We start from the raw sequence: 12,600 nt of genomic DNA, 5'->3' as shown, positions 1-12,600 counted from the left end.
GCCGGTCGGTGGACAGGAGCGTCTTCGCGTCGATCTCCAGGTGAAAGCTGGTGACAGCATGGACCGGTTCGGATAATTCGAACCGGTTGCGGCGAACCGTCGGCCGCGGCACTCGCAACGCTCATATTGAAGGACACCGCATGGCGGATTCGCCTGAAATCGTCGGCTCGCTCGAAGACGTCTCGAAGACCTATTTGGCAATTCTTTGCGATGTCTGGGGCGTGGTGCACAATGGCGAATGGCATTTTCCGGCGGCCGCGGCGGCACTGGCCAGGGCAAGGGCAGCCGGTATTCCCGTTGTCCTCATCACCAATTCGCCCCGCCGCAGCGCCGATGTCGTGGCTCAGATGAGCGCAATCGGCGTTCCGCCGTCAACCTACGACCGTGTGGTGACCTCGGGTGACGTGACCCGTGACCTGATCGCGGAAGGTCCGCGAAAAGTCTTCCACATTGGCGCAGAGCGCGATCTGACCCTCTATGACGGTCTCGATGTCGAACTCGTCGAGGAATTCGAGGCAACCGGCGTCGTCTGCACCGGGCTTTTCAATGACGAGGTCGAGAAGCCTGAGGATTATGCGGACCTTTTGCGTCGATTGCGGGCCAGGAACCTGCCGTTCATCTGCGCCAATCCCGATATCATGGTGGAGCGCGGCGAACGGATCATCTGGTGCGCCGGCGCCCTGGCGCGCGACTATGCCCAGCTCGGCGGCCGCACGCTGATCGCCGGAAAGCCCTACGCGCCTGTCTATGATGTCGCGATGAAGGAGGTGGCGGAGGTGCTTGGCCGGCCGGTAGAGCGTTCTCAGATATTGGCCATCGGCGACGGCATGATGACCGATGTGAAGGGCGCGGCGGACAATGGTTTCGACGTTCTCTATATCTCTGGCGGCATTCACGCCCGCGACTACGGCGATGCATCCCGGCCGGATCCGGCAAAGCTCGGGCTCTTCCTGGAACGGCACGGCTATCGTCCGGTGGCCGTCATGGTCAGACTGCAGTAGGTGTCAATGGTAGCCCTCCAGCATCTCTCGGCAACCGCGCCGCTGCCAGCCGATCTGCGTGGCGGCGTTGTCGCGATCGGCAATTTCGATGGCGTCCACCGTGGCCATCAGGCGGTGCTCGAACGGGCGTTGGCCGAGGCTGTGCGGCGTGACGTGCCGGCCCTGGTGCTGAGCTTCGAACCGCACCCGCGAAAGGTCTTCAGGCCCGACATGCCGTTGTTCGTGCTGACGCCGCCGCCGATGAAGGCGCGGCTCTTGTCCTTGCTGGGCTTCGCCGCGCTCGTCGAGCAGCCGTTCACGCGCGACTTCGCCTCGCTGTCGGCGGAAGCTTTCGTCACCGATGTGCTGGAGAGGACACTCGGCATTACCCACGCCATAACCGGCTTCGATTTCCATTTCGGCAAGGACCGCCAGGGCGGACCGGCCTATCTGATGGCAGCCGGCGAACGCCATGGCTTCGGCGTCACGCTTGTCGACGCTTTTCGCGACGAGGGCGCCGAGGTGGTTTCGTCAAGCCGGATCCGGGCTCTGCTCTGCGATGGGGAGGTGGCCGAGGCCGCCGGTCTGCTCGGCTATCGCTTCACGGTGGAAAGCGAGGTCGTCGGCGGCCAGCAGCTTGGACGAACGCTCGGCTTTCCCACCGCGAATATGAGGCTTCCCGCGGAAGCCACCCTCAAGGAGGGCATCTATGCCGTCCGCTTTCGGCGCGCCGACGGCACGCTGCATGACGGCGTTGCCTCCTTCGGCCGCCGCCCGACCGTCGACGACAATGGCGCACCGCTGCTGGAAACCTTCGTCTTCGATTTTTCCGGCGATCTCTATGGCGAGACCTGCGAGGTCTCGTTCTTCGGCTTCCTGCGCAGCGAGATCAAATTCGACGGGCTCGATGCGTTGGTCGCGCAAATGAAGCGCGACGAAGAAGAGGCGAGGGCGCTCCTTGCCGGCGTCCAGCCGCTCTCCGACCTAGACGCTGCCGTCGCGTTTTGAGCTACTTTTTCAATGCCAGGCCGACGGCGATGAAGGTCCAGCCCTGGAAGATCAGGTCGATCGCCAGGAACATCCCGAGCACCCACAGGCTGTTGACCGGCCAGCCCATGGCGATGATCAGGCCAGCAATCACGCTGATCACGCCCGCCGCGACGATCCAGCCCCAGCCGCGTTCCGGACGGTGACTGTAGCCGACCCAGGCCCGCAGCGCGCCGGAAGCGACGAGCGCAACGGCCAGCAGGAAGGTCAGCACCGCCGAGGCCAGCAGCGGATTGTCGAAAGCGAAAAATCCGGCGACCGCATAAAGCAGTCCGCTGAGCAGCCAGTAGAAGAAGCGGCTCCAGGTCTTGACGCCGAAAGCATGCATGATCTCGATGATGCCGGCCACCAGCATCAGCCAGCCGACGACATAGACGGAAGCCACCGTGGCGATGAACAGATTGCCGAAGGCAATGCCGCCGAGGATCAGCAGCAACACGCCCAGACCGACAAACCATCCCCACTTGTCTCGTGTCTGGCCGATCGCATTCTTCAGTGTATCGCCTTGCAAGGTCATGTCGCCACCTCCATTGAGGGCCGCCAGCATGCCGCGAAGTTACCCCTGGTGCCTGTCCGCGTCCAGCCGATAGCGGGCTCGATGGTGCAGGCAATGCGAGGCGGATGTCTCATCCTTAAACCAAATTTTACCAAAGCCTCGTCAAAGCTGTCACCAAGGAACAGTTGTATCGTGTTAGTGGAGTGGCCATGAGTCCGGTCGTGAAGATTTCTGCAGCCTTGGCTACCCTGATGCTGGCCACGTCAGGCGCGGCCGAGGCCGGTGACGGCGCTTTCGGCTGGCTGTCCGGCGACTGGTATCTGACGGTCGGCGCCACTGGCCTTGTCGCGCCGAATTTCGAGGGCGGCAAGAAATACATGCTTAGCGCCCAGCCCATCATCTCCTTGGGCAAGGCCGGTCCCCAGGCACGCTTCACCTCGCGTAACGACAACATTTCGCTGGCGCTGGTCGATGATGGCGGCGTCCGCGCCGGCCTGACCGGCAAGTTCCTGTTCTCGCGCGATGACAGCAATGCCGACGAACTCAAGGGCCTCGATCCGGTCCGCTGGGGTGGCGAAGTCGGTGGCTTCTTCGAATTCTATCCGACGGACTGGCTGCGCGCGCGTGCCGAATTGCGGCATGGCATCCGTGCCCATAATGGTTTTGTTGCCGATATCACCGCCGACGCCTTCTATGATGTGACGCCAACCGTCAGGATTTCGGGTGGCCCACGCGTGTCGTTTGCCTCGGCCAACTATTTCGACGCCTATTATGGCGTCAATGCACAGGAAGCCGTGGCCTCGGGTCTCAGCCAATACAATCCCGGTGGCGGCCTGAAATCCGTCGGCCTCGGCGGCGCGGTGACCTGGAAGGTGACCGATCCGATGACGGCCAGCCTGTTCGGCGAATATTCGCGCCTCGAGGGCCCGGCAGCTGATTCCAGCCTGGTCAGAGAGCGCGGCGACCGCAATCAGTTCACTGTCGGTGTGTCGACCACCTACCGTTTCGACTTCACGATGTAAGCGATTCGACGCTTTATTCCTGCCGCCGCATCGGCTAAAAGCCCGGTGATGACGCACTTTATCGGCGCTTTCGCGATTGCGATACGAATTATGAGCCCGGTGTTCCGGGCGGCCTGAGCGCCGCCGGAGCCGCCGGGAATGTTGCGCGCGGCCTCTCGCGCTTTTTCCAAATCATGATAGTTCAACGCCCGAGCTCCTTTGCCGCCGGGCAATGCACATGGCAGACCAATGACCGACACTGTTGAAACGATCGACTATTCCAAGACGCTTTACCTGCCGCAGACGGATTTCCCGATGCGCGCCGGCTTGCCCGAGAAGGAACCGGTGCTGGTCAAGCGCTGGCAGGACATGGATCTCTACCGCAAGCTGCGCGAGAGTGCCGCCGGCCGCACGAAATACGTGCTGCATGACGGCCCGCCCTACGCAAACGGCAACATCCATATCGGCCATGCGCTGAACAAGATCCTCAAGGATGTGATCACCCGCTCGTTCCAGATGCGCGGCTACGATTCCAACTATGTGCCCGGCTGGGACTGCCACGGCCTGCCGATCGAATGGAAGATCGAGGAGCAGTACCGCGCCAAGGGCAAGAACAAGGACGAAGTGCCGGTCAACGAATTCCGCAAGGAATGCCGTGAGTTTGCCGCGCACTGGATCTCGGTGCAGGGCGGTGAGTTCCAGCGGCTCGGCGTCGTCGGCGACTTCAAGAATCCCTATACGACGATGGCCTTCCACGCGGAGTCGCGCATCGCCGGCGAATTGCTGAAATTCGCCATGTCGGGCCAGCTCTATCGCGGCTCGAAGCCGGTGATGTGGAGCGTCGTCGAGCGCACCGCGTTGGCCGAGGCCGAGATCGAGTATCAGGATTACGAGTCGGATACGATCTGGGTAAAATTTCCCGTCGCCAGCCTGGTCCGCCCGATCGATGACGGTGAGGCCAAACTCACGGAGGGCGCGCTCGATCTGCTGCAGGCGCATGTCGTCATCTGGACGACAACGCCATGGACGATCCCTGGCAACCGCGCCGTCAACTATTCGCCGCGTATCAGCTATGGCCTCTACGAGGTTACGGCAGCCGAGAATGCTTTTGGCCCACAGCCGGGCGAAAAGCTGATCTTCGCCGATGCACTGGCTGAAGATTCTTCGGCGAAGGCCAAGGTGGCCTTGAATCGCCTTCGCAGTGTTTCAGCGCAAGAGCTTGGAAGCCTTACGCTTTCGCACCCTTTCAAGGGCCTCGGTGGCGGCTATGAGTTCCCGGTGCCGATGCTCGCCGGCGACCACGTCACCGACGACGCGGGTACGGGTTTCGTCCACACGGCTCCCGGCCATGGCCGCGAGGACTTCGATGCCTGGATGGATGCGGCGGCGGATCTGCGCGCGCGCGGCATCGATGCGGCCATTCCCTTCACTGTCGACGATGCCGGCTTCCTGACCAAGGATGCACCGGGCTTTGGCCCGGACCGTGAGGGTGGAGCCGCGCGCGTCATCGATGACAACGGCAAGAAAGGCAACGCCAACCAGGTCGTCATCGAAGAGCTGATCAAGCGCAACGCTTTGTTCGCGCGTGGCCGCCTGAAGCATTCTTATCCGCATTCCTGGCGATCGAAGAAGCCGGTCATCTTCCGCAACACGCCGCAATGGTTCGTCTACATGGACAAGGATCTCGGCGACGGCACGACGCTGCGCCGCCGTGCGCTGAAGGCCATCGACGACACGCGCTTCGTGCCAGCCGCCGGTCAGAATCGCATTCGCGCGATGATCGAGGAGCGCCCCGACTGGGTGCTGTCGCGCCAGCGTGCCTGGGGTGTGCCGATCGCCGTCTTCGCCGACGAGGACGGCCACGTGCTGAAGGACGAGGCGGTCAACCAGCGCATCATGGACGCTTTCGAGGAAGAGGGGGCCGACGCATGGTTCGCCGCCGACGCCAAGGAGCGTTTCCTCGGCAATCACGATGCCTCTAAGTGGAAGCAGGTGATGGACATCCTCGACGTCTGGTTCGATTCGGGCTCGACGCATGTCTTCACGCTGGAAGACCGTCCGGATCTGAAATGGCCGGCCGACGTCTATCTCGAGGGCTCGGACCAGCATCGCGGCTGGTTCCACTCCTCGCTGCTCGAAAGCTGCGGCACCAGGGGCAGGGCACCTTACGACACCGTCGTCACCCATGGCTTCACCATGGACGAGGACGGGCGCAAGATGTCGAAGTCGCTCGGCAACACGGTCGTGCCGCAGGACGTCATCAAGCAGTCCGGCGCCGACATTCTGCGCCTGTGGGTGGTGACGACGGATTATTGGGAAGACCAGCGGCTCGGTAAGAACGTGCTGCAGACCAACATCGACGCCTACCGCAAGCTGCGCAACACCATTCGCTGGATGCTTGGCACGCTCGCCCATGACGATGGCGAGGAGGTGCCGCCGGAAGCGATGCCGGAGCTGGAGCGCCTGATGTTGCACCGGCTGGCGGAGCTGGATGAAGTCGTGCGCTCTGGCTACGACGCCTTCGAGTTCAAGCGCATCACCCGTACGCTTCTCGATTTCATGGTCGTCGAGCTGTCGGCCTTCTATTTCGACATCCGCAAGGACGCGCTCTACTGCGACGCGCCGTCGAGCCTGAAGCGCAAGGCCTCGGTGCAGGTGGTGCGCCATCTCTTCGAGTGCCTGGTGAAATGGCTGGCGCCAATGCTGCCCTTCACCATGGAAGAGGCCTGGCTCGACCGGCATCCCGATGCCGTGTCGGTACATCTCGACCAGTTCCCGGAAATCCCGGCGGACTGGAAGAATGAGGCGCTGGCGGAGAAATGGCGCAAGGTGCGGCAGGTGCGCCGCGTCGTCACCGGCGCGCTCGAGATCGCACGTGCCCAGAAGGTGATCGGCTCCTCGCTGGAGGCGGTGCCGGTCGTCACCATCAACGACGCAGCGCTCGAAGCGGCGATATCGGACGTCGACATGGCCGAGATGGCGATCACCAGCGATCTCGTCATTGCCCATGGTCAGGCGCCGGGATCAGCCTTCACCCTCGACGACGTCAAGGGCGTCGCCGTGGTGGTCGAGAAGGCCGAGGACCGCGGCCTGGTCAAATGCGCGCGTTCCTGGCGCTACACGGCCGATGTCGGGCAGGATCCGGAATTCCCGGACGTTTCGGCGCGCGATGCCGCCGTGCTGCACGAGCTGAAGGCGCTCGGCCGGCTTTGATGCATGTCGCCCGAAAGTGCATTGCGGTTTTGGGGATCACGGTATGCGCGGTCAGAATGCGCGACAATCGGTGCACAAATGCCACGCCGGGCGGTGCAAATCCGCCCGTGCGTTGCCCTTAACGAGTGGTTGAGGTAAACACGCGAAACTCCGGAAGACAAATTGTCGCCGGATTTCCGTCGCAAGTGCTTGGATGATGGGGACCGGACTTTGGGCCGGTGGCGATCGAGAGGCTGTCTAGAGTGGGACTTTTTGGCATGACCGAGAGATATAATGCGCGCCTGGCGCTGCTGGCGCCGCTTGTCGCATCGGGCCTCGCTTTGTCCGGCTGCATGGGCTCTCCGACCTACGGCACCGACAAGACCGCTGCCGAACAGCTGGCCGGCGATCTCACCGGCGCCGTTTCCTTCGCCCCGAAGCACAAGGATCCGATCGACTACAAGCCGCGCCCCACCTTGGTGAAGCCCGCTCCCGGACAGAAGGAAGCGCTGCCTGCACCGCAGGACAGCATCCAGTCGGCAAGCGCCGAGTGGCCCGAATCGCCCGAGCAGCGTCGCGCGCGGCTGCGTGCCGACGCCACCGCCCACCAGAATGACCCGAGCTATCAGTCAGAGATCGTCGACGATGTGCAGAGCGATCCGGCCTCGGTCAAGAAGGCGATGGCGGAATCAGGTTCCAGCCACCCGCCGGCGTGGACCCCCGCGGACTCCGACAAGGGCCGCGCCGCCGAAATTCAGCGTCGTCTTGCGGACGCCAAGCAGGGCGATCCCAACACTCGCAAATATCTGAGCGAGCCGCCGTTGGCCTACCGTGTCGCGTCCGACACTGCGCCGCAGAACGTACTCGGCGAGGACGAGTACAAGAAGGAACGCCGCCTGAAGAAAGAGGCGGAAGGCAAGAAGAGCGGCTGGTTCGACTGGTTGCCGTCGCTGTAAGAACGGCCACGCTGCCCTTCTCGGAGGGCATGGCGCGGTTCAGTCGCGCCGTTTCCTGAAGAATTCCTTAAGCAGCAGGGCCGCTTCGGTCTCGCCCATGCCCGGATAGATGTCGGGCGTATGGTGGCAGGTCGGCGAGGCGAAGAAGCGCACGCCATTGACCACCGCACCGCCCTTTTCGTCGGCGGCGCCGAAGTAGAGACGGCGCAGCCTGGCGAAGGAAATGGCGCCGGCGCACATGGCGCAAGGTTCCAGCGTTACATAGAGATCGTGGCCGGTCAGCCGCTCAGCTGAGAGCTTGCCGCAGGCTTCGCGGATGACCAGCATCTCGGCATGCGCCGTTGGATCGGCAAGCTCGCGGGTGCGGTTGCCGGCTTTTGCAACGACTGTGTTGCCTGTGGCGATGACGGCGCCGACCGGCACTTCGCCCCGCAAGGCTGCCGCTTCGGCCTCCTTCAGCGCCAATGCCATGAAATCAGGCCGCTTCAAGCGGTTTCCATTCCGATTATCTCCTCGCCACTCAGGCGTGATCCTGTTATTGAGCGACATCAACCCGAAAATCGGACTCGATTTTCGGAAAAGATCATGCGCCAAATCAAAGTGCTACAGCGTTCGTTGCGCGCCCGAAAGGATGCGCCACGCTGTAGCAGCGCAAACGGACAAAGGCCACATGGACGACAACGACAAGAAATCTCCGCGCCAAAAAGGCCCGGGCAAGAAACCTGCGGCTCCGCGAGGCGAGAGGGGCGGCAAGCCGTCCTTCGGCGCGAAGAAGCCTTATACCCCTCGCGGCGACCGGCCGATGGCCGCTGAGGGCGAGCGCCCGAAGCGCGACTTCAAGAGCGGCGACAAGCCCTTCAGCAAAGGCCCGCGCAAGCCCTACGCACCGCGCGGCGACCGCCCAGTGGCCGCCGAAGGCGAACGCAAGCCCTACGAGAAGCGCGAAGGACCGCGCAAGCCCTATGCGCCGCGTGGCGACCGTCCGCTGGCGGCCGAAGGCGAGCGCAAGCCGTTTGAGAAGCGCGAAGGGCCACGCAAACCCTATGCGCCGCGTGGCGACCGTCCGATGGCAGCGGAAGGCGAGCGCAAGCCGTTTGAGAAGCGCGAAGGACCGCGCAAGCCGTATGCGCCGCGTGGCGATCGCCCGATGGCAGCCGGAGGCGAGCGCAAGCCGTATGAAAAACGCGAAGGACCGCGCAAGCCCTACGCGCCGCGTGGCGACCGTCCGGTTGCCGCTTCGGCGGAAGGTGGCGAAAAGCGTTTCGACCGTCCCAAGCGTGATTTCGGCGATCGCCCGAAGCGCGACTTCGCTGACCGCCCCAAGCGCGATTTCGGCAGCGATCGCCCCAAGCGTGACTTCAGCGATCGGCCGCAAGGCGCATCAGCCGGCTTCAAGCCGCGCCCGCGTCCAGCCGAGGCGGCGGAAGAGGCCGGTGAACGCATCGCCAAGCGGCTGGCGCGCGCCGGGCTTGCCTCGCGCCGCGACGCCGAGGAATTGATCGCGGCCGGTCGCGTCAAGGTCAATGGCCGGGCACTGTCGTCGCCGGCCTTCAATGTCATGCCTGGCGACATCATCCATCTCGACGGCATGGAAATCCCACCGATCGAACGCACGCGCCTGTTCCTGTTCCACAAGCCGGCCGGCGTCGTCACCACCAACCGCGATCCCGAAGGCCGCAAGACCGTCTTCGACGTGCTGCCGGCCGAATTGCCGCGGCTGATGACCATCGGCCGGCTAGACATCAACACCGAAGGCCTGCTGCTGCTGACCAATGATGGCGGCCTGTCGCGGGTGCTCGAACTGCCGGCCACCGGCTGGCTGCGCCGCTACCGCGTGCGCGTCCACGGCAAGGTCGAGGAAAGCGCGCTCGCCGGCCTGCGCGAAGGCATTGCCGTCGACGGCGTCTTCTACGGCGCGATCGAGGCGACGCTCGACCGCGAGCAAGGCACCAACGCCTGGCTGACGATCGGCCTGCGCGAAGGCAAGAACCGCGAAGTCAGGAACATCCTTGGCTCGCTCGGCCTCGATGTGACACGGCTGATCCGCATCTCCTACGGTCCGTTCCAGCTCGATGACCTCGCCGAGGGTCACGTGCTGGAGATCAAGGGTCGCGTCCTGCGCGACCAGCTTGGCGAGCGTCTGGTCGAGGAATCCGGCGCCAATTTCGACGCCGAGGTCACCAAGCCGTTTTCCAACAAGCCGGTGCGGCGCACCGAAGTTCGCGAGCCCGAGCCGGAACGGCCGAAATTCACCCGCGACGGCGAGCGCCGGCCGATCGGTGAGGGCGGGCTGATCAAGAACCGCAAGCGTAGGGAAGGCAGCCGCGACGAGGCATTGGGTAAGCTGTCGACCAGTCCCGACAGAGGCGAGAGGCCGGAAAAGAGCTTTGGCGAACGCGGTCCCAGGCCCGAACGCGGCGGCTTTGGCGACAAGCCACGCGGCAGCTTTGGCGACAAGCCGCGCGGTGGCTTCGGCGACAAGCCGCGTGGTGGTTTTGGGGGAAAGAAAACCGAGCGTGAGCAGCGGCCGATCGAGCCGCCCGGCCAGCGCAAGGCCAATGTCTGGATGGCGCCAGGCGCCCGGCCGATCGGCAAGGGCAGGGCGGAAGCCGACGCCGCCAAGGCGGCTGACGCCAAAGCGCGCAAGGCCTCGTTCATGCCGTCTTATGGCAAACCCGATGGCAAGCCAGGCGGTGCAAAGCCGTTCGGCAAGCCGCGTGGCGAGCGTCCGGCCGGTGGCGGTGAACGGCCGCGTGGCGGCCCCAAGGGTCCCCGGACAAGATGAGAATCGTCGGTGGTGAGTTTCGCGGACGTCCACTGGCGACGCCCCGCAGCAGCGCCATCCGTCCGACGACCGACCGCACCCGCGAGGCCGTCTTCAACGTGCTGGCGCATCGCTTTGCCGAACAGCTGGGCGGTGCGCGCGTGCTCGATCTGTTCGCCGGCACCGGCGCGCTTGGTCTGGAGGCGCTGTCGCGCGGCGCTTCCTATGGCGTCTTCATCGAGGAGTCGGCCGAAGGCCGTGGCCTGATCCGCGATAATGTCGAGGCCTTCGGCCTGACCGGCCGCACCAAGATTTTTCGCCGTGACGCTACCGGCCTTGGCGAGGCGGGCACGCTGGCGCCGTTCGGCCTCGTCTTCGCCGACCCGCCCTATGGCAAGGGCCTTGGCGAGCGCGCCTTGCAGTCAGCGAAAGCCGGCGGCTGGCTGCGGCCTGGCGCGCTCTGCGTGGTCGAGGAGACGTCGGCGGCGCCCTTCGAGCCTGGCCCCGGCTTTTCCGTGCTGGATGAACGCAACTATGGCGAAACCATCATCCGCTTCATCGAGGCCGCCTGATCCGCCGGCCTCTTTGCCGCCGCCTTTGCCGGCAACAACAATTCACTTTGCTTGTCGCCAGCACCTTGCCCTATCGTCGTACCCAAGCAATTCCAGGAAAAGTGTCATGCGGTTTTCCGTCCGGAATTGCGTCAGAACAAAGAGATGGAGCAGTTCAGCGTTTCCGTGAAACGATGAACCGCTCTACGAACCGGAGCCATTGATGACATTTCAGGCTGAATGGCTGCGCGGAACACTGCTGGCAACGTCGCTGGCCTTCACGCTCACCGGCTCCGCGCTGGCAGATAGTGCCGTGCCGGCCAACACGAAGCCGGCCGAGTTCAAGGTGACGGATTTCTTGCTCGACAACGGCATGGAAGTGGTCGTCATTCCCGACCATCGCGCGCCGATCGTCACCCATATGGTCTGGTACAAGATCGGCAGCGCCGACGAGCCGCCGGGCAAATCCGGCATCGCCCATTTCTTCGAGCATCTGATGTTCAAGGCGACGACCCATCACGCGGCCGGCGAGTTCGACCGCGCCGTCTCCGACATTGGCGGCTCCAACAACGCCTTCACCTCCTACGACTACACCGCCTTCCACGAGACGGTGGCGCCGTCATCGCTCGAGTTGATGATGAGTTTTGAAGCCGACCGCATGCGCAACCTCATCCTCACCGATGACGTCATCAAGACCGAGCGCGATGTCATCCTCGAAGAGCGCCGCTCGCGCATCGACAACAATCCGCAGGCGGTGCTCGACGAGGAAGTCGATGCGACGCTGTGGCAGAACCAGCCCTACCGCATCCCGGTCATCGGCTGGATGCAGGAGATGGAGCAACTGAACCGCATCGACGCCACCGCCTTCTATGACAAATACTACCGGCCCAACAACGCCGTGCTGATCGTGGCCGGCGATGTCGAACCGGATACGGTGAAGGCGCTGGCGCAAAAGACCTATGGCAAGGTGGCGCGCGGGCCGGACCTGCCGCCGCGCATCCGCCCGGTCGAGCCGGAGCAGAACACCAAGCGCACCGTCACGCTCACCGACGCTCGTGTCAGCGTACCGAGTTTTTCGACGCAATGGGTGGTGCCGTCCTATCACACCGCAAAGCCAGGCGAGGCGGAAACGCTCGACCTGCTGGCCGAAATCCTCGGCGGCGGCAACCGCAGCCGGCTCTACCAGGCGCTGGTCGTCCAGCAGGGCATCGCTTCCAGCGCCGGCGCGTTCTTTCAGGGCACCATGCTCGACGACACCAACTTCACCGTCTATGGCGCGCCGCGCGGCGACGCCAAGCTGGCCGACGTCGAGGCCGCGGTCGATGCCGAGGTAGCGCGCATCGCCAGCGGCGGCGTCACATCCGATGAGCTCGAGAAGGCCAAGGACCGCTATATCAGGTCGATGGTCTTTGCCCGCGACAAGCAGGACTCCATGGCCGAAATCTATGGCTCGACGCTCGCCACGGGCGGCAATGTGCAGGATGTCCAGCAATGGCCGGACCGCATCCGCAAGGTCACGGTCGACGAGGTCAAGGCCGCCGCTGCGCGCTATCTGGTGCTGGCTCGCTCGACAACTGGCTATCTCTTGCCGCAGCAACAGGCGGGGAATTGAT

The 12,600-nt window shown here is 64.0% G+C and carries 11 protein-coding genes; 8 read left to right on the top strand and 3 right to left on the bottom strand.

From position 1 onward, the window contains the following. Positions 1 to 140 precede the first annotated feature (140 nt). Positions 141 to 1,001: a TIGR01459 family HAD-type hydrolase gene (locus tag AC0V7N_RS27670; RefSeq protein WP_475451377.1), complete on the top strand. Its 861-nt coding sequence runs from the start codon at positions 141 to 143 to the stop codon at positions 999 to 1,001. A 6-nt stretch (positions 1,002 to 1,007) separates the two neighbouring features. After that, positions 1,008 to 1,988: a bifunctional riboflavin kinase/FAD synthetase gene (locus AC0V7N_RS27665; RefSeq protein WP_475451376.1), complete on the top strand. Its 981-nt coding sequence runs from the start codon at positions 1,008 to 1,010 to the stop codon at positions 1,986 to 1,988. Position 1,989: 1 nt separating this feature from the next. Here the strand turns inward: AC0V7N_RS27665 and AC0V7N_RS27660 are convergent, their stop codons facing one another. Next, complete coding sequence (locus AC0V7N_RS27660; RefSeq protein WP_475451375.1) at positions 1,990 to 2,544, bottom strand: HdeD family acid-resistance protein; 555 nt, start codon at positions 2,542 to 2,544, stop codon at positions 1,990 to 1,992. Between the two features lie 188 nt (positions 2,545 to 2,732). On the opposite strand from AC0V7N_RS27660, the gene AC0V7N_RS27655 reads away from it, so the two are divergent. Next, on the top strand, positions 2,733 to 3,545 hold the full coding sequence (locus tag AC0V7N_RS27655) for a MipA/OmpV family protein (protein WP_475451374.1): 813 nt from the start codon (positions 2,733 to 2,735) through the stop codon (positions 3,543 to 3,545). Here AC0V7N_RS27655 and AC0V7N_RS27650 read toward each other — a convergent pair. Next, positions 3,521 to 3,730: a hypothetical protein gene (locus tag AC0V7N_RS27650; protein WP_143748368.1), complete on the bottom strand. Its 210-nt coding sequence runs from the start codon at positions 3,728 to 3,730 to the stop codon at positions 3,521 to 3,523. The genes AC0V7N_RS27655 and AC0V7N_RS27650 overlap by 25 nt on opposite strands. 43 nt (positions 3,731 to 3,773) lie before the next feature. On the opposite strand from AC0V7N_RS27650, the gene ileS reads away from it, so the two are divergent. Then, positions 3,774 to 6,737, top strand: a complete 2,964-nt coding sequence (gene ileS, locus AC0V7N_RS27645) for an isoleucine--tRNA ligase (protein WP_496627411.1) — start codon at positions 3,774 to 3,776, stop codon at positions 6,735 to 6,737. A gap of 257 nt (positions 6,738 to 6,994) precedes the next feature. Continuing rightward, entirely contained in the window at positions 6,995 to 7,672 is a 678-nt protein-coding gene (locus tag AC0V7N_RS27640) for a hypothetical protein (RefSeq protein WP_475451373.1), read from the top strand. A gap of 39 nt (positions 7,673 to 7,711) precedes the next feature. Here the strand turns inward: AC0V7N_RS27640 and AC0V7N_RS27635 are convergent, their stop codons facing one another. Next, entirely contained in the window at positions 7,712 to 8,161 is a 450-nt protein-coding gene (locus AC0V7N_RS27635) for a nucleoside deaminase (RefSeq protein WP_475451372.1), read from the bottom strand. Positions 8,162 to 8,342: 181 nt separating this feature from the next. Between AC0V7N_RS27635 and AC0V7N_RS27630 the strand changes: the two genes are divergently transcribed. The 3 genes from AC0V7N_RS27630 to AC0V7N_RS27620 all read left to right on the top strand — a co-directional run bounded on the left by AC0V7N_RS27630 (position 8,343) and on the right by AC0V7N_RS27620 (position 12,599). After that, a complete protein-coding gene (locus tag AC0V7N_RS27630; RefSeq protein ID WP_475451371.1) occupies positions 8,343 to 10,457 on the top strand; it encodes a pseudouridine synthase in 2,115 nt (704 codons plus the stop codon). Continuing rightward, positions 10,454 to 11,008, top strand: a complete 555-nt coding sequence (rsmD, locus tag AC0V7N_RS27625; RefSeq protein ID WP_496627410.1) for a 16S rRNA (guanine(966)-N(2))-methyltransferase RsmD — start codon at positions 10,454 to 10,456, stop codon at positions 11,006 to 11,008. Before AC0V7N_RS27630 ends, rsmD begins: the two co-directional genes overlap by 4 nt. A gap of 202 nt (positions 11,009 to 11,210) precedes the next feature. Beyond that, the gene (locus AC0V7N_RS27620; protein WP_475451370.1) at positions 11,211 to 12,599 is read left to right on the top strand and encodes a M16 family metallopeptidase; all 1,389 of its coding nucleotides are present in this window, start codon (positions 11,211 to 11,213) and stop codon (positions 12,597 to 12,599) included. The last annotated feature ends 1 nt before the right edge of the window (position 12,600 follow it).

The organism is Mesorhizobium kamtschaticum (assembly GCF_056174585.1).
This window is presented reverse-complemented; position numbering and strand designations above follow the sequence as displayed.

What these genes read in the sequence shown, in the direction of transcription:
- AC0V7N_RS27670 (WP_475451377.1), top strand. Translation starts at nt 141, where the DNA reads ATGGCGGATTCGCCTGAAATCGTCGGCTCGCTCGAAGACGTCTCGAAG.
- AC0V7N_RS27665 (WP_475451376.1), top strand. Translation starts at nt 1,008, where the DNA reads ATGGTAGCCCTCCAGCATCTCTCGGCAACCGCGCCGCTGCCAGCCGAT.
- AC0V7N_RS27660 (WP_475451375.1), bottom strand. Translation starts at nt 2,544, where the DNA reads ATGACCTTGCAAGGCGATACACTGAAGAATGCGATCGGCCAGACACGA.
- AC0V7N_RS27655 (WP_475451374.1), top strand. Translation starts at nt 2,733, where the DNA reads ATGAGTCCGGTCGTGAAGATTTCTGCAGCCTTGGCTACCCTGATGCTG.
- ileS (WP_496627411.1), top strand. Translation starts at nt 3,774, where the DNA reads ATGACCGACACTGTTGAAACGATCGACTATTCCAAGACGCTTTACCTG.
- AC0V7N_RS27640 (WP_475451373.1), top strand. Translation starts at nt 6,995, where the DNA reads ATGACCGAGAGATATAATGCGCGCCTGGCGCTGCTGGCGCCGCTTGTC.
- AC0V7N_RS27630 (WP_475451371.1), top strand. Translation starts at nt 8,343, where the DNA reads ATGGACGACAACGACAAGAAATCTCCGCGCCAAAAAGGCCCGGGCAAG.
- rsmD (WP_496627410.1), top strand. Translation starts at nt 10,454, where the DNA reads ATGAGAATCGTCGGTGGTGAGTTTCGCGGACGTCCACTGGCGACGCCC.
- AC0V7N_RS27620 (WP_475451370.1), top strand. Translation starts at nt 11,211, where the DNA reads ATGACATTTCAGGCTGAATGGCTGCGCGGAACACTGCTGGCAACGTCG.